We start from the raw sequence: 18,453 nt of genomic DNA on the forward strand, positions 1-18,453 counted from the left end.
CGGATGCGCCGCTACAGTGGCCGGAAAATATACAGCGCCACGGCGGGCAGCTCGCGCAAAACGGAATAGACGTCGCGTAATTCGAAAAATGCAGGGTATGCGCCGCTTACGTCCGCGACGCCCTGGCGCTTGAGCGCGAGCATCGTGCGCGGCACATGGAAATACTGCGTCACGGCCATCGCGCTCGTGTAGCCGTGCTGGCGCATGTAGGCGCTGGCGTGGCGGGCCGTGGCCCAGGTGTCGACGCCGGCCCTGTCCACGACGATGCGGTCGGCGGGCACGCCGCGCGCCAGCAGGTAATCGCGCATGGCGGCGGCCTCGTCCGTGCCGGCCGGATCCACGCCGCCACTGACGAACAGGACGCGGCAGGTTGATGCGGCGTAGCAGTCGTAGGCGCGGTCCAGCCGCGCGGCCAGGCGCGGCGAAGGCTGGCCGCCGGGTTCAACTTTGTTGCCCAGCACGACGGCCACGTCGGCGTGGCGCGCGCTGGTCAGCAAGGCGGTCGCGGCCAGCGCCGCCGCGGCCAGCAGCACGAGCGCCGCCAACGCCATCAAGGTACGGGCCGCAAATCGGTAGGTCGGAACGGTCATGGGGGGAGCCAGGATTCAGGGCAAGGGCAGGAGCTTACGGCAAAAGGCGTTCGGGGCAATCTCATGTCTGAACGATTACTGGTAGGGGGGCGGAGGGGCGGGCCGCCCCGCGCTTGCGGGTAAACGCGCAGTGCGCGTCGGCGGGTGGTCATCCTGGTTAGAATCGGGAAGATATCGTCCCGCGCCGTTGTGGCTGGTGCACCGTCCCCATGAACCTGCCGTTTCCCATCCGCCAAGAATGTCCTCCCGGCGCCTGTGTGTGCGACCGGGAGCAGTTGCTGGCCAATCCAACGACGGACATGCGGGTCCTGCGGCTGACGCGCGAGGAAGAGAAGCGCCTAGTGGCGCGGCTGGAAAACATCACCAGCCTGGACGACCTGCGTGCGATGCAGGGGCGCATTCAGGCGCAGCTTGGCATCGTCATCCACATCACGCCCAGCGAAAACGAGGTGCGGACCTCGCGCGGCATTTCGATCCAGCTTGAAGAACTGCCGGGTCTGTGCCGCAAGACGCGGGCGTCGCTGCCAGCCGCGATCCGTCGCGGTTTCGACAGCCGGCCCGAGATCGTCTATGCGCTGCTGAACGAGCGCGACCTGCTGAGCGGCACGTGATAGGAAAGCGTAGGGGTCGTGGGACGGCAATCTCGCCGTAGCAACGCGGTCCGGCGTCAGCAAATGAACGCGATCAATGTGTGCGAGGCGTGGCGCAGGAAAGTAGCGGCACCACGTCCGCAGGCGCGCGCCCGGCATCGGGCCGCGTGACGTCACGCTTCTTTCCGGTGCGGGCGGGATAGATGAGGAGCACGGCGCTGCCGGGTTCCAGCTTGGGACTCTGCGCCGTGCCGTAGGCGACGGTCCAGCCGCGCAGCGCCAGCGGCGCCAGGGTGTACTGCAATGCCGAGCCGGGCGCCACGTGCGCGACTTTGCCTGCGTAGAGTTCCTGCTGCGGCGTGTCGACGCCGTTGACGGTCTGGTAGGTGGCGATGCTGACCAGCGCCGCCGATTCGCCGTGGCGCGCCAGGACGGCGGTCTTGTACTTGCCGGGCGGTACGTCCTGCAGGTTGACGGTAACGGTGTTGCCGCCCTGGCCGGCGGCGTTCAGATGCACGCCCACGACGTCCGCGTGCGAAAGCGTCTTGTCCGTGGTGTTGCGCACCCGCACGCTGTATTGCCCCGAGGTCCCCGTCACCGTGCACACGTCGATGCCGTGGGGGGAGGCGGCCTGCGTTGTTGCGGCCTGCGGTGGTGCGGCCTGCGTTGGTGCGGTTTGCGAAGGCGCCGCCTGCCCGGACGTCGCGGCGGCGCTGGCCAGCAGCGCCGCAAACGGCAGGATCAGACGGCGGGTAGATCGAGAGGGCACGGCACGCTCCGGTTGAGGGCAGCGTGCCGGGCGGCGCGTTGCCTGCCCCTTTTTACACCACTTGACGGCCCGGGGCCGTCTGCTGCTCGCGCTTGCCGGCCAGCCAGTGCAGGATCAGCGCAAGCACCAGCAGTCCCGCCATGATGAAGCCCCAGCAGAGCCAGCCCAGCACGGTGATCAGCGTACCCAGGCTGCCGGCAAAAGGCAGGACCTGGTTCAGGCCTTGCGCGGCCCAGACCAGGCCCCCTTGCAGCGATGCCAGCCATGCCGGGTCAACCCACGGCGCCGCCCAGGCCGGCGCCACCCACTGCGAGGTGTCGATCGCGGTGCCCGGCACCTGCGCCGTGGCGATGGTGGCCAGCACCCAGTCGGTCAGTTGCAGGGTCAGCGCCACCAGCCCGGTCCAGAGCGCCGCCAGGACGGCAAAAACGAGCCAGATGATTTTCTTCATTTGTTCAGGTACTCCGATGACTCAAAAAGAACGGCCACGATACCGGGGATTCTATTTCTGAAAAACCAGAGTGGATGTGACAAACATTAAGATAAAACCGAAGTTTTCGCCTGCTCGAGGATCTGGCGGACGAGCGGATGATGCTGGCCGCGGCGGTTGCGGATGGCGTGGATTTCCTCGTGCACGTCGTCGCAGCGCGCCAGTGGCCGCAGGCCGCGCAGCAGCGCAACGTCGTCCCCGCCCAGCCGGCTGAGCGGAAAGACGCCCAGGCCCCGCGCCGCGAACACCGACATGAGGGCGCTGTCCTCGAACTCGCCCACGACGTTCGGGTAGACGCCCTGTTCGGCAAACCAGCGATCCAGCGTCTGGCGCAGCACCGAATGGCCGGTGGGCAGCAGCACGGGCAGGCGCTCCAGACAGCCCGGAAAATCCAGCGTGTCCGGCTTGCGCACCAGCTTGGCCGGGCCGTACCAGTCCACCGGCGACGACACGAGGCGGTCGCTGGTCAGCCGCAGGTTGGGATTGGCGGGGGCGCCTTGGCCGGCCAGCACGAGGTCCAGGTGATGCCGCGCCAGCTCGCCCAACAGTTCCTCGACTTCACCTTCATGACAGGTCAGATGCAGATCCGGCGTGTGCAGCACGGGCCCCAGCAAGGCGTGTGCCGCCAGCTTGGAAATGCCATCCGACAGGCCCACGGACAGGCGCACGACGGGCTTGGTGGCGGCGGCACGCACTTCCTGCGGCAGCACCTGCCCGATCTGGAAGATTTCTTCAGCGCGGGCAAAGGCGGCTTCGCCGGCGTCGGTCAGCGTCACGCCGCGGCCGGCCGGCTTGAGCAGCTGATGGCCCAGGTTCTTTTCCAATTCGCGGACCTGCGCGCTGATGGTCTGGATGGCCATGTCCAGGCGCTCGGCGGCGCGGGAAAACCCGCCCTCCTTGGCGACCATCCAGAAGTAGTACAGGTGGCGGTAGTTCAGCATGGGTGTTGGCTCAGTCAGTCGGATCACTTCGGTTTTTTCGAACCTTAACTCACTTTCAGGCTGATTTCTCCATCCCCGGCGGATCCGGATCATGGGCACCTTCGAATCTAGCGGGGCAATCATGGACACTTTGATCACCTTCTTCAATGCCGATTTTCTCGGCACGCCAACCTGGAGCTGGCTGCTCTTCATCAGCATCGTCGTCAGCCTGCTGGCCTTTGACCTGGGCGTGCTGCACAAGGAAGACCGCGAGATCGGCGTGCGTGAAAGCCTGCTGCTTTCCGCCGGCTACATCACCGCCGCCGTGCTGTTCGGTGGCTGGGTCTGGTGGAACATGGGCGCCGAAAGCGGCATGGCCTATTACACGGGCTTCATGATCGAGAAATCGTTGTCCATGGACAACGTGTTCGTGATCGCGCTGATCTTCAGCTTCTTTGCGATCCCGCGCCAGTACCAGCACCGTGTGCTGTTCTGGGGCATCCTGGGCGTGATCGTGCTGCGCGCCACGATGATCGGCCTGGGCGCCGCGCTGGTCAGCAACTTCGGCTGGCTGCTGTATCTGTTCGGCGCGTTCCTGGTGTTCACGGGCATCAAGATGTGGATGATCGCGGACCAGACGCCTGACATCGCGACCAACCCGATCCTGAAGTTCCTGAAGCGTCACATGCGTGTCACGGACGGCTTGCGCGGCAACGCGTTCATGGTGACCGAAACCGATCCGGCGACGTCCAAGAAGGTGCGTTACGCGACGCCGCTGTTGCTGGCCCTGGTGCTGATCGAGTTCGTCGACCTGGTGTTTGCCGTGGACTCGGTGCCCGCAATCTTCGCCATCACGACCGACCCGTTCATCGTGTACACCAGCAACATCTTCGCGATCCTGGGCCTGCGTGCGTTGTACTTTGCCCTGGCGGCGATGATCCACCGCTTCCATTACCTGAAGTACGCGTTGGCCCTGGTCCTGGTGTTCATTGGCACGAAGATCTTCCTGGTCGGCTTCATCGGCAAGGTGCCTCCCGCGATTTCGCTGGGCGTGACCTTCAGCCTGATCCTTGGCGGCGTGCTGTTCTCGCTGTGGAAAACCCGCACGGATGAGCTGAAGCCTCAGTAATCCGGCTTACCGCCCCACGAACCCGCCCGCCGGCAGCGCTCGGCGGGCGGGTTTTTTTGTGGCAAGCCATATGCGCCCGATATGGCAGGCGGGTGTTTTGTGGATTTGTCATTGGAAAGGGCCAGGCGTAGAGTCGGCGGCTGACAAACCGCTATTTCCGACACGCACCACCGAGTCGCACCACCGAGTCGCACCACCGAGTCGCACCACCGGGTCGCACCACCGGGTCTCACCATCCGGCCGCCAAACAAGGAACGATCATGAACACCTGGTCCGCCAAGCAGTATTCCGCTTTTGAAAACGAACGCACGCGTCCGGTGCGGGATCTGGTGGCGGCGCTGCCCAATCTGGTCGTCAAGCGCGCCGTGGACCTGGGCTGCGGGCCGGGCAATTCCACCGAGGTGCTGGCCAGCCGCTATCCGGACGCGGAGATTTCAGGCATGGACAGTTCGCAGGACATGATTGACGCCGCGCGCAAACGCATGCCTGCGCTGTCGTTCGAACTGGCCGACATCGCCAGCTGGAATCCGCCGCAGGCGTACGACGTGATCCTGGCCAACGCCGCGCTGCAGTGGGTGCCCGACCACGCCACGCTGTATCCGGCGCTGGTGGCCAAGCTGGCGCCCGGCGGCAGCCTGGCGGTGCAGACGCCGGACAACCTGGAAGAGCCCGCGCACCGTCTTGCCCGGCAGGTGGCCGGTGAGGCGCCCTGGGCCGCCAAGACGGGCGGCGTGAAGCATCCGCCGCGGCACAGCGCGGCCTGGTACTACGAATTGCTCAAGCCGCATTGCGGCACGCTGGATGTGTGGCGCACGACGTATCACCATCCGCTGGCGGGCGCTGCGGCGGTGGTGGAATGGTTCAAGGGTACGGCCCTGCGGCCGTATCTGGACAAGCTGGATGCCGATGAGCAGGCCAGCTTTCTGGCGCGCTATCAGTCGCTGATCGAAGCGGCCTATCCCGCGCTGGCGGACGGCACCGTGCTGTTGCCGTTTCCGCGGCTGTTCATCGTGGCGAGCGCGAAGCAGGCGTAGGGCGGGCAATCCCGCGGCCACACCGATACCCGGTTCTTTGGGCGAGGCCAAGCCCTTGGACGGGCATCATTGCACGGCCGTCTGCCCGTCGGTCTTGTCCGCAAAGTAACGCGCGGGCGTTTTGCCCAGCGTCTTCTTGAACATCGTGATGAAGGCGCTGACCGATTCGTACCCCAGGTCGTCCGCCGTGCGTTGCACCGACACGCCCGCCGACAGCCGCTGCAAAGCCAGGATGATGTGCAGTTGCTGGCGCCAGCGGCCGAAACTCATGCCGACCTCCTGCTGCACCAGCCGCGCCAGCGTGCGTTCGCTCATGGCGACGCGCTTGCCCCATTGTGCGACGGTGCTGCGGTCGGCGGGGTCCGCGTTCAGCGCGCCGGCGATTTCGCGCAGACGCGGGTGGTCGGAGATGGGAAGGTGGAGCTGCTCGGTGGGCATGTGCGACAGCTGGTCCAGCAGCACGTCGGCCAGCTTGCGGTTGGCGTCGGCCGCGGCCTCGGCGGGCGTCAGGTTGGCCAGGTGCACGACCAGCTCGCGCACCAGCGGGGTGATCGACAGCGTGCAGCAGGCCGTGGGCAAACGCGGCGTGTCGGCCGGCACGAACAGGAAGCACATGCGCCCATTGGCGGTGACACGATTGCTGTGGGGTTGGCCGCCGGGAATCCAGACCGCGCACTGCGGCGGCACCATCCACAGGCCCTGCGCCACCGAGCACGTGACCCCGCCGCGAAGCGCCAGGACGAGCTGGCCCATGTGATGCTGATGTGTGGGCGATTCGTTGTCCCGCTCGGCCGCATGCACGGGCATGGCGAAGGCCCATTGCGTGGGGCTGTCGGGATCGAACGGAGCAGTGGGCGTATCGGGCGTGCGCATGGGCGTCGGCCGGGCAGAAGGGCGCGTTTTGGCCGGATTGCGAGAGAGTTTGTCATTATCTCGAAATTCGGTAAAGCGGCCGATGCGTAAGCTGGCGGGATCGAATAGGGCCTCCATGCCTGAAGAATTTCCAAGCTGACTCCATGCAAGCCTCCCGCCACCCGATGCCAAGCCACCCCGCACCCGGCCACCCCGCACCCGGCCAACCTATGTCCAGCCACGCCTCATCCAGCCACCCCATACCCAGCCGCCCCGCGCTGCTGATCTTGGGCATCCTGTTCATCGCCATGGCCCTACGCGCGCCGTTCACCGGCGTGCCGCCGCTTATCGGCCTGATCCGCGCCGAGTTGAATCTGTCGTCGGCGGCGGCGGGGATGCTCATCACGCTGCCGCTGCTGGCCTTCGCCGTGGTGTCGCTGTTTGCCGCGGGGCTGGCGCGCCGCTTCGGACTGGAACGCACGCTGTTCGCGGCGCTGCTGCTCATCGCCGGCGGAATCGGGATCCGCGTGCTGGGCGATGCCGTAGGACTCTACGCGGGCACGGCCATCATCGGCGCGGGCATCGCGCTGGGCAACGTGCTGCTGCCCGGTCTGCTCAAGCGCGATTTCCCGCAGCGCCTGGCGGGCCTGACGTCGGCCTACGTGCTGACGATGGGCCTTGCAGCCGGGCTGGCCTCGGCCGTCGCGATTCCCCTGGCCGAATTGCCGATGTCCAACTTTCAACTGGGCGGCTGGCGGTTCTCCACGCTGTGCATGCTGGCGCTGCCGCTGCTCAGCCTGTTGTTGTGGCTGCCGCAGCTTGCCAACCATACGCCGCCCGCCGCGACCACCGCGCACGCGCCGCACGGGGTGCGGTTGTGGCGCTCGCCGCTGGCCTGGCAGGTCACGGCGTACCTGGGCATCAATTCGTTCGTGTTTTATGTCGCGGTGAGCTGGCTGCCCGCCATCCTGCACGACGCGGGCTTTTCGGCCGAGCGCGCAGGCTCGCTGCACGGCTTCATGCAGCTGGCGTCGGCAGCGCCCGCGCTCTTTCTGGCGCCGTTGCTGCGCCGCTTGAAGGACCAGCGTGCGGCGGCGTTCTGCGCGGCGGGCGCATCGTTCGTGGCGTTCACGGGCCTGATCGCGGCGCCCGCATGGGGCGTGGTGTGGATCGCGTTTCTGGGATTGGGCACCGGCGCGGGCATCATCCTGGGCCTGGCGTTTGTCGGGCTGCGCGCCAGCCACGCGCAACAGGCGGCGGCCCTGTCTGGCATGGCGCAATGCGTGGGGTACTTGTTCGCCGCGACGGGCCCGACCCTGGTGGGCAGTGTGCACGACGCGCTGGGCGGCTGGGCCGTTGCGCTGGGTGTGTGTGCGACGTTGTGCGCGCTGATGGCGCTGGCCGGGCTGTACGCCGGGCGCGCTATCCAGATTGGCCGGCCTGGCGCTTCCACAACTGCACCAGCGTCGGCGGCGCATCCGCCTCGGGCACGTCAAAAGTGATCCGTGGCGCGTCCGCGCCTTCGAACTCCACTTCAACGTGAAAATAGCGCTGATCGCCGCGCGCATCCGGCCCGCAGGACACGGCCTTGGGCGCGGCATGCAGCAGCGCCTCGCACACTTCCTGCCGCACGCCGGGCGGGCAGGCAGTCATGTCGATGTGGCGCGGCTGCGCCAGGCCGGGCAGGTAGGCAAGACCGCCCTCGCGCGTCAGGCGCACCAGTTGGGCGAGATCCAGCGAGGGCAGTTCGATCATGGCAGCACTCCCACGGCCTTCCAGGCGTCGTCGATGGCGCGGCGCACGGCCGCATCGTGCTTCTCGCCGGCGATCTGGATCGTCAGGCCCGCAAAGTCCTTGAAGCCGGCGTCGTGGCGCAGGCGCTTGTCGCACAGCGTGTCGTACCAGACCTGGCCCGCGCCTTGCCACGCATTGCCATTCAACGCCGTGGCGGCCAGATAGAACGCGCGGTTCGGAATGCCCGAATTGATGTGCACGCCGCCGTTGTCGCGCGGCGTGTCGACGTAGTCGCGCATGTGCGCGGGCTGCGGGTCCTTGCCCAGCACCGGATCGTCGTACGCGGTGCCCGGCTCGGCCATGGAGCGCAGCGCGCGCGCCCGCACCTTTTCCGTGAAGAGGCCCTGGCCCACCAGCCAGTCCGCCTGGCGGGCGGTTTGCCCCAGCGAATATTGTTTGACCAGCGCACCGAACACGTCGCACAGCGATTCGTTCAGTGCACCCGACTGGCCCTGATAGAGCAGGGCCGCTTCGGTGTCGATGACGCCGTGCGTGAGTTCGTGGCCGATGATGTCGACGGCGATGGTGAAGCGGTTGAAGATTTCGCCGTCGCCATCGCCGAACACCATCTGCGCGCCGTTCCAGAAGGCGTTTTCGTAGTCTTCGCCGTAATGCACCGTGCCGATCAGCGGCAGGCCGTGCGCGTCGATGGAATGGCGCTTGTACACGTTCCAGAACAGCTTGTAGGTCGAACCCAGGTGCGCGTAGGCCTCGTCGACCGCGGCGTCGCCGCTGGGCCGCGCGCCTTCGGCCCGCACCAGTTTGCCGGGCAGCGTGGTGCTGTTGCCCGCGTCATGCACGGCGCGGTCGGGCGTGCCGGCCGGCGCCACCTGGCGTGCCGGCGCCAGCGTTGCGCGCGGCGGCTGCTCGGCCATCTCGCGCAGGCTGCGTTGCTGCTGATCGATGATCATCGTCTTGACGGCGGGCATGCTGACGCGCGCATCGGTATGCTGCGCAAGCCGGTCCAGCATGTACGGCGGGACCACTCCGATCAGAGGAGCGGACTCGGAAGGGCGGGGCATGGTCGGTCTCCGGCAAAGGCGCCGGAGGACACCCCGGCGTATGCCTGGTTAACGTAGCAGATGGGTGAACAGCGCGCCGTAACAGGATGCGGCGCGATGCGCAGCGGCAACGCACGCGCCTCGACAGCGCTGCGCCGATCCGGTAGCGTCTTGCGCTTTCCCGTTTTTCCGGACCCTTGCATGGCCACGCCTGACTACCGCATCGCCTCCTTGTCGCTCACCGATACGCACGTGCTGTTGACGCTTGCCGACGGCCGCGAGATCAAGGAGCCGATCCGCCGGCACATCCGCCTGCACGAGGCGACACCCGAGGCGCGCACGCATTGGCAACTGGTGGACGATGGGCATGGCGTCGTGTGGCCCGCGCTGGCCGCACCTGTGCCGGAAGGAATGCTGAACGTGCACGATCTGCTGTGGGATCTGCGCTACGAGCAAGCCATGGCGACGCTGCAAGCCGCGCAATGGAAGCTCGACCGGCTGTCGGAAACCGATCAGGAACTGGTGGCCTTGTGGCGCATGGAGGCCGACATCAACAATGGCGGCTTCATGCAGTTTCTGTGCAATTGGGGCGACCAGACCTGCCAATTGGCGTTGCAGGCGCTGCGCAAGATCGGCGCGGTGCACATGCTGGATGTGCTGTCGCGCATGCGCGGACTGATCGACCGTTTCGAGGCCTCGCCCGAGGTGGTGCAGCTCAACGACATCTACGGCGCGATGACCGAGCAGGAGCAGGAAGAAATGGAGTCGCTGGATCACGCATTCTGGGATTACCCGGACTCGATAGCGCGGCTGGGTTTGCGCTGGTACGGCGCCTGAAACCGTCAGAATCACTGCAGCAGAAACGTTCAGAAACGTATCGCCACATTACGTCGATACACGCCTGCGGCGGGTCGGCCGCTGCGGGATAGAATCCCGTCCTTCTTTCCCGGGGGGGACGCTCGATGCGGTATTTCCTTATCTTGGTGGGGGCGGCGGTAGTCGCCTATCTGCTCGCGCGCGGCATCGCGGCGGTGCTCTCGGACCGTAAACGCAAAAGAACAGACAGGGATTGGAAGTGAAGATGAAGCCGACAGATATCCAGATGGTCAAGACGATCGGCGCGGTCAAGCCGCGCAACGTGAAATTCGCCATTGGAACCGCACTCATCTTCCTGCTGATCCTGTTCATCGCCTTCGGATCGTGGTTCCAGGTCGATCAGGGCGAACGCGGCGTGGTGCTGCGCAACGGCAAGCTCGTGCGCGTGGCCGAACCCGGACTGGATTTCAAGACGCCGTTCATCGACAACGTGATGACGGTGTCCGTGCGCGACCACACCTTCGTGTTTGAAAAGCTCGAGGCCTACAGCTACGACCAGCAGCCCGCGACGCTGCGCGTGTCGGTCACGTACCGCGTGCCGTCCGAGCACGTGGCCGAGCTCTACTCCGAATACGGCACCATCGCCAATCTGCAGATGCGCGTGCTGGAGCGCAAGACGCCGGACGCGGTGAAGAACGTGTTTGGCCAGTACACCGCCGTGCGCGCCATCCAGGAACGCCAGAAGCTTGGCCTGGACGTGAACAACGCCGTGCTCAAGACGATGGAAGGCGCGCCGGTCCAGGTGGTGGGCGTGCAGATCGAAGAGGTGGGCTTTTCGCAGGCCTACGAGCATTCGATCGAACAGCGCATGCTGGCGCAGGTGCAGATCGAGACGACCCGCCAGCAGAAGGAAACGGCGATGATCACCGCCGAGATCCAGGTGGTGAAGGCCAAGGCCGAAGCCGATGCGCGCCGTCAGCAGTTCACCGCGGAAGCCGACGGCATCCGCATGCGCGGCGAGGCCGAAGCGGCGTCGATCCGCGCCAAGGCCGAGGCGCTGGCCGCCAACACCAATCTGGTGAGCCTGAACGCCGTTGAAAAGTGGGATGGCGTGCTGCCGTCCACGCAGGTGCCGGGCGCCGCGCTGCCCTTCATCGGCATCAAGTAGCGGCCGCGCTGGCAGGATGCGCCGGCAGGGCGGAGAGCTCCCGCCGCCGGCGCGCAAAGTCCACGATGTGTTCGCCGGACACCGCCTTGCTGTAGTACCAGCCCTGCACGACGATCTCCGCGCTGGACGCCAGCGCGGACAACTGCCCCTCCGTTTCCACGCCCTCGACGATGATCTGCAGGTTCAGCGCCTCGCAGAATCGCAGCAGGCCGCTCATCACCAGCGCGCCCCGGTCGTGGCTCTGCGCCATCACGAAGCTGCGGTCGATCTTGACCGCGTCGATCTGAAACTGGTGCAGGTAGCTCAGCGCCGAATACCCCGTGCCGAAGTCGTCGATATAGACGCGTGCGCCGATGCCATGCAGGCGGTCGAAAGCCGTGTGCAGCGCGTCGGCGTCTTCGACCAGCGCATCTTCCGTGAGCTCGACCGAGACCTGGCCCTGCGCCTGCGCCAGCACCTTGATCAACCGGTCCAGAAAGGCCGGCGCCGTCAACGTGCCGCTTGTGACGTTGATGGTCATGGGCATCGTGAAGCCCTGCGCCCGCCACGCCAGGCATTGCAGCACCGCCTGCCGCGCCACCCAGAGATCGACTTCGCGCATCAGGTCCGCGCGCGCCAGCCAGCGCAGGAATTCCAGCGGCGCCTGTTGCGTGCCTTCGGGGCCGGTGGCGCGCAGCAGGGCCTCGCAGCCGGTGCATAGGCCCGTGCGCATCGATACCTGCGGCTGGAACTCCAGATAGAAGTCGTATTCGCTGATGGCGCGGATGCGCGCGACCTCGGCCTGGCGGCGCGCGCGCGTGGCGTAGGTGGACGCGACCGGGTCATGGGCATACAGCAGGGATTCTTCCTGCAACTGCGGAAAGGTGGTGTCCAGCGACTTGAAATACACCGTGGCATCGGCCTGGCGCTGCCGCTCCAGCGCGAGCAGAAAGGGCACGTAGATGCAGGCGCCCAGCGCGACCAGCGCGCATTGCAGCGCGATTCCCGCCAGGCTTTCGCCCGCGCCCAGGTAGGCGTTGAACAGCACGGGCGATGTCAGCGGCAGCGCCACGGTGGCGGGGGCCAGCCAGCCCAGCTGCACGACCGCCACGGCAACCAGCACGTTGACTACGGGCGTCAACACGAAGGGCAGCAGCAGACGGGGATTCAGGATGAGCGGCAGGCCGAACAGCAGGATCTCGTTGATGTTCAGCAGCGACACCGGAATGCTGGCCACCGCCAGCACCCGCAGCGAATCGCTGCGCGAAAACAGCAGGATCGCCACCACCAGCGACAAGGTTGCGCCGGAGCCGCCAATGAAGACGAACGCGCCCAGCAGCGTGCCGTTCAGCGCATAGACGCCTTCATACCCCGCGGCCACGCTGGTGGCGTTGAGCCGGGTCGCCTGGTCCAGCACGTCCATGATGGGCGCCATGGCCTGCGCGCCGTGGATGCCGAAGAACCAGAACAGGGAATTGAGCGCCCCGACCAGCGCGCCGGACGTGTAGGGGCTGTCCAGCGACGCAAGGCTCAGCGGAATGTCGACCTGTGCCACGGCGGGGATGCTCAACGCCGCCGACAGCGCCGCCATCACCAGACCCGCCGTCAGCAATCCCGGCACGATCATGTTCAATGAGTCGCGGACGTTTTCGCCGATCAGTCCGTCCGGCGCCAGTTGGGTCCAGCGGCGCCGGTGCAGCCAGGCCATCGCCGGCACGGCCGCGATCGGCGTGACGATGGCGATGAACAAGGTGAGCGTGGCGGCTGCGCGGGGGTAGGGAGCAAGCAAGTTTTCGGCGATGGCGACAAAGCACAGGCACAGCAGCGCGGTGGGCAGGTGCGGAAGCCGGTGGCGGATCGACAGCATGTAGCCGATGGCGGTGCCGGCCAGCAGCGGGATGACGCCCGACAGCGCGCGGTGCAGACCCGCCAGCAGATCGGCAATGCTGTCGGGCAGGCCGAACAGGCGTGCGCAAACGGACAGCACCAGGAACAAGGCAGAGACCAGCAGGCAGGGCATGGCCCACAGCAGGCCTTCGCGGATGGCGCGCAGGGAGTTGGCGCTTGCCAGGGCGGCCAGCCGATCTCTTGGGTACTGCGGAAAGATCGATTTCGGCATGGCCGTCTTGTGGCGCGAGGGGCCCGGGCGATGCATGTCCGCCGGGGGTAAAAATCCGTTGCCGCATGCTAGCGCCTGTGTTCGGGCTTTAGCAATGCAAAAACGTGCCGGCGGCCTAGGGATTCCCCTCTGTCAATAATTGGAAATTCAGTCTTTTTGATAGGGGACAAGCCGGTCCGGACGCTATACGATCAGTGGAATCCGCCTTGCAAGGACCGCGCGTCCTTGCACATAAGCTTCACCAGGAGGAGACCTGGATGCCTCAATTGGATTGGACGCCCGGCGACACCGTGCCGGATCGTCAGGGTTATTACGAGACGCGGCTCGATACCGGCGGCACCGCGATTTCGCTGTACAGCGTGTTGGGCTGGATGCCCTTGAAGACGCCGGGCAACCTGGTGAGCTGGCGCGCGCTGCCGCCCGCCGTCGAACGCCAGGAAGCCGAACGCCATATACAAGAGATACGCGCCGCACAGAGCCACGTGCCGATGGACTACTAGCGGCGTCACGCCACCATACGGCGGGCGCGTGCGGCAGCGCCTTGCAAAGACGAAAACCGCATCTATAATTGCGAATCATTTTCATCTCGTCTTGCTCTCAGGCGGCGACGCCGGGCCGCACCGCCATGCCATCCTCCTCATTTGCCTCTCGTGCAGAGGTGCAGTCCGTTTACCAGGCCCATCACCAATGGCTGCGGGGCGTGTTGCAACGCAAGCTGGGCAATGCGTCGGACGCGGCCGACCTGGCGCACGATACGTTCGAGCGCCTGATCCGCGCCAATCTCCGCGAACCGCTCAATGAACCGCGCGCCTACCTGCGCACCATCGCCACCCGTTTGCTGATCGGCCGGGCGCGCCGCGCCGCGCTGGAAGCGGCCTACGCCGAGACGCTGGCGCTGCAGCCCGTGGCCGTCGAACCCTCGGTCGAGGCCCGCGCGCTGATCCTGGAGGCGCTGGCGGAAGTGTGCGAACTGCTCGACGCCTTGCCGATGACCAGCCGCCGGATCTTCCTGATGGCGCAGATCGACGGCCTGTCGTATGCCGAGATCGGCCAGCAGCTGGGCCTGACGCCCAACGCCGTGCAGAAGTCGCTGGCGCGCGCGTTGGTGCACTGCTACACGGCCGTATACGGCTGACCCCAGAATTCATGGACAACGCCAAGCTGCTGCGGCCCCACGCGCCCGAGGCCGGCGCCATCGATCCCAAAGTGATCCGGCAGGCGGCGGACTGGTGGGCGCGTCTGCGTGAAGACGCCAGCCCTGCCGAACGCGATCGCTTCGAGCGCTGGCGGCGGGCGGAACCCGCCCACGAACTGGCCTGGCAACGGTTGGGCGCCTTGACGCGCGACGTGGCTGCGGGCGTGGCGCAGGCGGGGCCGTCGGTGGCGTCGCGCACCTTGCGGCAGGCGCCGCTGATTCAATCCCGCCGTACCGCATTGCGCCTGATGTTCGCGGCGGTTGGTGTGGGTCTGGGCGCGTGGGCCGTGGGCGAGCGTGACGCGATCCGCCGCTTGTCGGCGGACCTGCGCACCGGCACCGGCGAACGCCGGTCAGTGACGCTGCCCGACGGCACGCAGGTGGAACTGAACGCCGGCACCGCAGTGGATCTGCGCTATACCGCAAGCCACCGCGAACTGGTGCTGCTGCAGGGCGAAATCCTGATCGCGACCGCGCCCGATGCGAACGGCCGGCCGTTCAGCGTGCGCACGCGCGGCGGCGTGGTGACGCCGGTGGGCACGCGCTTTCTGGTGCGCGATTTGGAGGCAGGCCGCATGCGGGTGGCGGTGCTGGAAGGCGCGGTGGACGTGCGCGGCCTGGCGACGGACGCCGGCCCGCGGCGTGTGCGGGCCGGCGAACAGGCCGAGTTCACGGCGGGCGGCAGCTTTGCGCCGGGGACGCTGGAGCCCGGCGTGTCCGCCTGGTTGGACGGCATGCTGATCGCGGACGAAATGCCCTTATCGGCCTTCCTGAACGAACTGGGCCGCTACCGCCCGGGCCTGCTGCATTGCTCGGACGCGGTTGCCGGGCTGCGCGTGGTGGGGGCGTTCCCGCTGGCCGACACCGACAAGGTCCTGGCCATGCTTGAAGAAATCCTCCCGGTGCAGGTGCGCCGCTATACACGTTACTGGGTGACGGTGAGCCACGTGTGACTCGCGTGGCTTTGTGATTCTCGTCCCTCGGTGAGCCGCGTTTCCCTTATTGCCGGCTTTTTTGTAACAGCAACGGCGGATATCCCGATCTCGCGCTTCATGTCAGGAAAGCAGCCCGTGTCTCGCGGCTGCGCCGACCTTTCATGAGCCTGGGAACCCTTACATGTCACCTCGTCCTGTCCGCGCCGTAAGCGCCGCGACGCTTGTCCGACTTCCCCTGCGCAGCACGGCCCTGAGCGCCGCGCTGCGGCGTTTCACGCCCCTTGCGGCGGCTGCCGTCCTGGCGCCGGTGGCGGTGCATGCCCAGGCGCAGGCGCCGCGCGCCATCGCGTTCAGCATTCCGGCCGGGCCGCTGAGCGCGGCGTTGGGCACGTTTGGCGTGCAGGCGGGCGTGATGGTGGCGTCCGATCCGGGCCTGACGGCCGGGGCCTCGACGCGGGGATTGACGGGCACGTACGCCGTGGACGCCGCGCTCGAGCGCCTGCTGGCCGGCACGGGCCTGCAAGCGGTGGCGCGCGCCGAGGGCGGCTATCGTCTGCGGCAGGCGCCGGCCGAGGCGGCCACGACGCTGGCGCCCGTGACGGTGACGGGCACCTACAACACCACGACAGACGGCACGGGTTCGTACACGTCGCCGGCGGTCACCATCGGCAGGACGCCGCAGGCGCTCAAAGACATTCCGCAGTCCATCACCGTGCTGACGCGGCAGCGGATGGACGACCAGGACATGACCAGCCTGCCGGACGCCGTCAACAACACGGCCGGCATGGTGGGCGTGCAGGGGGTCGGCGCCGGCGTCGCGATCAATGCTCGCGGCTTTCCCGTGGACCTGCTGCAATACGACGGCGTGTCCCTGCTGCGCAACAGCTACAGCCTGGGCAACTGGGAGCAGGATTCGCTGGTGTTCTATGACCGCGTGGAAATCCTGCGCGGTGCGGCGGGCCTCTTGCAAGGCGCGGGCAGTCCCGGCGGTGCGATCAACCTGGTGCGCAAGCGCGGCGGCGCAGAGCCCTCGGTGGTCGTGACGGGCAAGGTGGGATCGTGGGATCACTACGGCCTGACGCTGGATGCGGGCGGTCCGCTCAATGAATCGGGCACGCTGCGCGGGCGCGTGGTGCTGGACGAGGACCGCAGCCATTCGTACATCGACTACGTGTGGGACAGGACGCGCAACCTGTACGCCGCGTTGGACTACGACATCACCGAGAACACGACGGTGGGGCTGGGCGTCAGCAATCGGTACAGCAAGTCGCGGCCCATGTTCGTCGGCTATCCCCGTTATGAAGATGGCGGCAGCATCGATCTGCCGCGCTCGACGTTCACCGGCTCGACCTGGAACCGCGCCACCAACGATCAGACCATCTTCAACGCCGACATCACGCATCGCTTCAACTCGTCGTGGCGCTTCCGGCTGGCCGGCGTGGCGATGGACGAAGACAACACGACCGTGCACCAGCGCGTCGCCGGAGCCGTGCAGCGCGACGGCAGCGGCCTGGACTACGGCAATTTCGGCGTGGACTTCACGAGCCGCCAGCGCGGCATGGACATGTCGGTGGCCGGTGACTTCAACGCCTGGGGCATGGCGCAGGAAGTGGTGATCGGCGCCAACTACTCCAAGCTCACGACGAATGACCGGTTCACCCGCTCCTGGGAAAGCGGCGGCAACATCTTCGATCTGGACCATCACCGTCCGTGGCAGGACATCGATTCCATCGTCGCCGCCAGCGGCTACGATTCGCGCAGCGCCTACGACATCCGGCAGAAGGGCATCTACGGCACGTGGCGCGTCAAGCCCACGCAATCGCTGGCGCTGATCGGCGGCGGCCGCGTCGGCTGGTTCGACTACCGCTACAGCGGCGGGGGCGAAGCCACGACGTCATCGACCTCGGGCGAGTTCATTCCGTACGCCGGCATCGTGTATTCGCTGACCGACAACTGGTCGGTCTACGGCAGCTACACCACGGTGTTCGAGCCGCAGACGCAGCGCACGGTGTCGGGCAGCCTGCTCAAGCCGATCGAGGGCAATAACTACGAGGTCGGCGTGAAGGGCGAGCTGGCGGACGGCCGGGTCAATACCTTGCTTGCGTTGTTCCGCTACGACCACAAGAACCGTGCGGTCAACGATTACGACGCCGGGTTTGCCTGCAACGGCTGGTATTGCTCGCGCGCGGCGGGCAAGGTCCGCAGCCAGGGCATCGAGGCCGAGATCTCCGGCGAAGTGGTCAGGGGGCTGGAGCTGTATGCCGGCTACGCCTATAACACCACCAAGTTCCTGGAGGACCCGGACAACCAGGGCAAGGTCTTCAGCACCTGGACGCCCAAGCACATGCTGCGCCTGTGGGCCAACTACAAGCTGCCGGGCACGTGGAACCGCCTGAGCGTGGGCGCCGGCGTGAACACGCAGACGTCGACGATCAGTTCGGACCGCGAATTCAAGCTGGCGGGATTCACGATCTGGAACGCGCGCGTGGGTTACCAGGCCACGCCGGAGCTGAGTTTCGGGCTGAACGTGAACAACGTGTTCGACAAGAAATACTACGTGCCGTCGTACAACACGCTGTCCAGCAACAACTACTACGGCGAGCCCCGCAATGTGATGCTGACCGTGCGCTACGCGCCCAAGCTCTAAGGACGTCCGCGGCGCCTCGTGTATAACGTCCGGGACGGCGCCACCCGTGCGCGCCGTGCAAGGAGCCGATTTTGCGCGAGTTCGTGGCGACGTTCCTGGATGCCGGCCTGCTGGTGCTGGCGGTGCTGGCCTTTGTGCTGCCGGCGCTGTCGGCGCTGGCTTTGCTGCTGCGCGCCCGCCCGCATCGATTTCCGCGCTTGAACACCCCCGGCTGGCGCCGCGCCGGCGTGGCGGTGCTGTGGCTGCCGTTCATCGTCATGGCGGTGTATGGCGGGGTTGCGTGGTGGGCGGCCAGTGTTTACGACCGCTACTATTTCTTCGGCCTGCTGATCTGTTTTGTGTACCTGCTGTTCGCCATGCTGCTGTCGGGGGCGGGGCTGTTCTGGATCCGCACGACGCGGCGCCTGCCGTCCGCTTGAGCACCC

Annotated in this window: 19 protein-coding genes; 11 read left to right on the top strand and 8 right to left on the bottom strand. The window is 66.7% G+C overall.

Going from position 1 to position 18,453, the window contains the following annotated elements; translation table 11 throughout:
- Window positions 1-11 precede the first annotated feature (11 nt).
- Window positions 12-590, bottom strand: coding sequence for a YdcF family protein (locus KW836_RS08980; RefSeq protein ID WP_218343030.1), 579 nt, complete (start codon window positions 588-590; stop codon window positions 12-14).
- A gap of 209 nt (window positions 591-799) precedes the next feature.
- Here KW836_RS08980 and KW836_RS08985 point away from each other — a divergent pair, with 209 nt between their 5' ends.
- On the top strand, window positions 800-1,201 hold the full coding sequence (locus KW836_RS08985; protein ID WP_191576163.1) for a hypothetical protein: 402 nt from the start codon (window positions 800-802) through the stop codon (window positions 1,199-1,201).
- A gap of 73 nt (window positions 1,202-1,274) precedes the next feature.
- Here KW836_RS08985 and KW836_RS08990 read toward each other — a convergent pair whose 3' ends face one another.
- From KW836_RS08990 to KW836_RS09000, 3 genes are all read right to left on the bottom strand, one after another.
- A complete protein-coding gene (locus tag KW836_RS08990; RefSeq protein ID WP_218343031.1) occupies window positions 1,275-1,949 on the bottom strand; it encodes a hypothetical protein in 675 nt (224 codons plus the stop codon).
- A 52-nt stretch (window positions 1,950-2,001) separates the two neighbouring features.
- Complete coding sequence (locus tag KW836_RS08995; protein WP_218343032.1) at window positions 2,002-2,400, bottom strand: hypothetical protein; 399 nt, start codon at window positions 2,398-2,400, stop codon at window positions 2,002-2,004.
- An 86-nt stretch (window positions 2,401-2,486) separates the two neighbouring features.
- Window positions 2,487-3,380, bottom strand: a complete 894-nt coding sequence (locus KW836_RS09000) for a LysR family transcriptional regulator (RefSeq protein ID WP_175184471.1) — start codon at window positions 3,378-3,380, stop codon at window positions 2,487-2,489.
- A 121-nt stretch (window positions 3,381-3,501) separates the two neighbouring features.
- Between KW836_RS09000 and KW836_RS09005 the strand changes: the two genes are divergently transcribed.
- Window positions 3,502-4,488 (top strand): TerC family protein, encoded by a 987-nt coding sequence (locus KW836_RS09005; protein ID WP_175122755.1) that lies wholly within the window; start codon window positions 3,502-3,504, stop codon window positions 4,486-4,488.
- Window positions 4,489-4,748: 260 nt separating this feature from the next.
- On the top strand, window positions 4,749-5,522 hold the full coding sequence (gene tam, locus KW836_RS09010) for a trans-aconitate 2-methyltransferase (protein WP_218343033.1): 774 nt from the start codon (window positions 4,749-4,751) through the stop codon (window positions 5,520-5,522).
- Between the two features lie 66 nt (window positions 5,523-5,588).
- On the opposite strand, the gene KW836_RS09015 is transcribed toward tam, so the two are convergent.
- Window positions 5,589-6,395 carry a helix-turn-helix domain-containing protein gene (locus KW836_RS09015; RefSeq protein ID WP_175137669.1) on the bottom strand — a complete coding sequence of 269 codons (807 nt, stop codon included), beginning with the start codon at window positions 6,393-6,395 and terminating at the stop codon, window positions 5,589-5,591.
- A gap of 209 nt (window positions 6,396-6,604) precedes the next feature.
- On the opposite strand from KW836_RS09015, the gene KW836_RS09020 reads away from it, so the two are divergent.
- On the top strand, window positions 6,605-7,876 hold the full coding sequence (locus KW836_RS09020) for an MFS transporter (protein WP_218343034.1): 1,272 nt from the start codon (window positions 6,605-6,607) through the stop codon (window positions 7,874-7,876).
- Here the strand turns inward: KW836_RS09020 and KW836_RS09025 are convergent.
- Both KW836_RS09025 and KW836_RS09030 read right to left on the bottom strand, forming a co-directional pair.
- A complete protein-coding gene (locus KW836_RS09025; RefSeq protein ID WP_175122759.1) occupies window positions 7,797-8,129 on the bottom strand; it encodes a protealysin inhibitor emfourin in 333 nt (110 codons plus the stop codon). The two genes, KW836_RS09020 and KW836_RS09025, sit on opposite strands and share 80 nt — an antisense overlap.
- Window positions 8,126-9,190, bottom strand: coding sequence for a M4 family metallopeptidase (locus KW836_RS09030; protein WP_175122760.1), 1,065 nt, complete (start codon window positions 9,188-9,190; stop codon window positions 8,126-8,128). Before KW836_RS09030 ends, KW836_RS09025 begins: the two co-directional genes overlap by 4 nt.
- A 180-nt stretch (window positions 9,191-9,370) precedes the next feature.
- Here KW836_RS09030 and KW836_RS09035 point away from each other — a divergent pair, with 180 nt between their 5' ends.
- Together KW836_RS09035 and KW836_RS09040 are read left to right on the top strand one after the other, a co-directional pair.
- Entirely contained in the window at window positions 9,371-10,006 is a 636-nt protein-coding gene (locus KW836_RS09035; RefSeq protein WP_218343035.1) for a DUF4375 domain-containing protein, read from the top strand.
- 244 nt (window positions 10,007-10,250) lie between these two features.
- Window positions 10,251-11,153 carry an SPFH domain-containing protein gene (locus KW836_RS09040; RefSeq protein WP_370632992.1) on the top strand — a complete coding sequence of 301 codons (903 nt, stop codon included), beginning with the start codon at window positions 10,251-10,253 and terminating at the stop codon, window positions 11,151-11,153.
- Here KW836_RS09040 and KW836_RS09045 read toward each other — a convergent pair.
- The gene (locus KW836_RS09045; protein ID WP_218343036.1) at window positions 11,146-13,251 is read right to left on the bottom strand and encodes a PTS sugar transporter subunit IIC/EAL domain-containing protein; all 2,106 of its coding nucleotides are present in this window, start codon (window positions 13,249-13,251) and stop codon (window positions 11,146-11,148) included. The genes KW836_RS09040 and KW836_RS09045 overlap by 8 nt on opposite strands.
- A 257-nt stretch (window positions 13,252-13,508) precedes the next feature.
- Here KW836_RS09045 and KW836_RS09050 point away from each other — a divergent pair, with 257 nt between their 5' ends.
- The 5 genes from KW836_RS09050 (at window position 13,509) to KW836_RS09070 (ending at window position 18,447) form a co-directional block, all read left to right on the top strand.
- Window positions 13,509-13,751: a hypothetical protein gene (locus tag KW836_RS09050; protein WP_191576154.1), complete on the top strand. Its 243-nt coding sequence runs from the start codon at window positions 13,509-13,511 to the stop codon at window positions 13,749-13,751.
- Between the two features lie 125 nt (window positions 13,752-13,876).
- Window positions 13,877-14,386, top strand: coding sequence for a sigma-70 family RNA polymerase sigma factor (locus KW836_RS09055; RefSeq protein WP_218343037.1), 510 nt, complete (start codon window positions 13,877-13,879; stop codon window positions 14,384-14,386).
- An 11-nt stretch (window positions 14,387-14,397) separates the two neighbouring features.
- Window positions 14,398-15,399 carry a FecR domain-containing protein gene (locus KW836_RS09060; protein ID WP_218343038.1) on the top strand — a complete coding sequence of 334 codons (1,002 nt, stop codon included), beginning with the start codon at window positions 14,398-14,400 and terminating at the stop codon, window positions 15,397-15,399.
- Between the two features lie 163 nt (window positions 15,400-15,562).
- Window positions 15,563-18,028 (top strand): TonB-dependent siderophore receptor, encoded by a 2,466-nt coding sequence (locus KW836_RS09065; protein WP_218343039.1) that lies wholly within the window; start codon window positions 15,563-15,565, stop codon window positions 18,026-18,028.
- Window positions 18,029-18,099: 71 nt separating this feature from the next.
- On the top strand, window positions 18,100-18,447 hold the full coding sequence (locus KW836_RS09070) for a hypothetical protein (protein WP_175122767.1): 348 nt from the start codon (window positions 18,100-18,102) through the stop codon (window positions 18,445-18,447).
- The last annotated feature ends 6 nt before the right edge of the window (window positions 18,448-18,453 follow it).

Source organism: Achromobacter sp. ACM05 (assembly GCF_019218915.1).
GTDB classification, from domain to species: domain Bacteria; phylum Pseudomonadota; class Gammaproteobacteria; order Burkholderiales; family Burkholderiaceae_B; genus Achromobacter; species Achromobacter animicus.

Coding starts and splice junctions, on each gene's coding strand:
- KW836_RS08980 (WP_218343030.1), bottom strand. CDS start 590: ATGACCGTTCCGACCTACCGATTTGCGGCCCGTACCTTGATGGCGTTG.
- KW836_RS08985 (WP_191576163.1), top strand. CDS start 800: ATGAACCTGCCGTTTCCCATCCGCCAAGAATGTCCTCCCGGCGCCTGT.
- KW836_RS08995 (WP_218343032.1), bottom strand. CDS start 2,400: ATGAAGAAAATCATCTGGCTCGTTTTTGCCGTCCTGGCGGCGCTCTGG.
- KW836_RS09000 (WP_175184471.1), bottom strand. CDS start 3,380: ATGCTGAACTACCGCCACCTGTACTACTTCTGGATGGTCGCCAAGGAG.
- KW836_RS09005 (WP_175122755.1), top strand. CDS start 3,502: ATGGACACTTTGATCACCTTCTTCAATGCCGATTTTCTCGGCACGCCA.
- tam (WP_218343033.1), top strand. CDS start 4,749: ATGAACACCTGGTCCGCCAAGCAGTATTCCGCTTTTGAAAACGAACGC.
- KW836_RS09015 (WP_175137669.1), bottom strand. CDS start 6,395: ATGCGCACGCCCGATACGCCCACTGCTCCGTTCGATCCCGACAGCCCC.
- KW836_RS09020 (WP_218343034.1), top strand. CDS start 6,605: ATGTCCAGCCACGCCTCATCCAGCCACCCCATACCCAGCCGCCCCGCG.
- KW836_RS09025 (WP_175122759.1), bottom strand. CDS start 8,129: ATGATCGAACTGCCCTCGCTGGATCTCGCCCAACTGGTGCGCCTGACG.
- KW836_RS09030 (WP_175122760.1), bottom strand. CDS start 9,190: ATGCCCCGCCCTTCCGAGTCCGCTCCTCTGATCGGAGTGGTCCCGCCG.
- KW836_RS09035 (WP_218343035.1), top strand. CDS start 9,371: ATGGCCACGCCTGACTACCGCATCGCCTCCTTGTCGCTCACCGATACG.
- KW836_RS09040 (WP_370632992.1), top strand. CDS start 10,251: ATGAAGCCGACAGATATCCAGATGGTCAAGACGATCGGCGCGGTCAAG.
- KW836_RS09045 (WP_218343036.1), bottom strand. CDS start 13,251: ATGCCGAAATCGATCTTTCCGCAGTACCCAAGAGATCGGCTGGCCGCC.
- KW836_RS09050 (WP_191576154.1), top strand. CDS start 13,509: ATGCCTCAATTGGATTGGACGCCCGGCGACACCGTGCCGGATCGTCAG.
- KW836_RS09055 (WP_218343037.1), top strand. CDS start 13,877: ATGCCATCCTCCTCATTTGCCTCTCGTGCAGAGGTGCAGTCCGTTTAC.
- KW836_RS09060 (WP_218343038.1), top strand. CDS start 14,398: ATGGACAACGCCAAGCTGCTGCGGCCCCACGCGCCCGAGGCCGGCGCC.
- KW836_RS09065 (WP_218343039.1), top strand. CDS start 15,563: ATGTCACCTCGTCCTGTCCGCGCCGTAAGCGCCGCGACGCTTGTCCGA.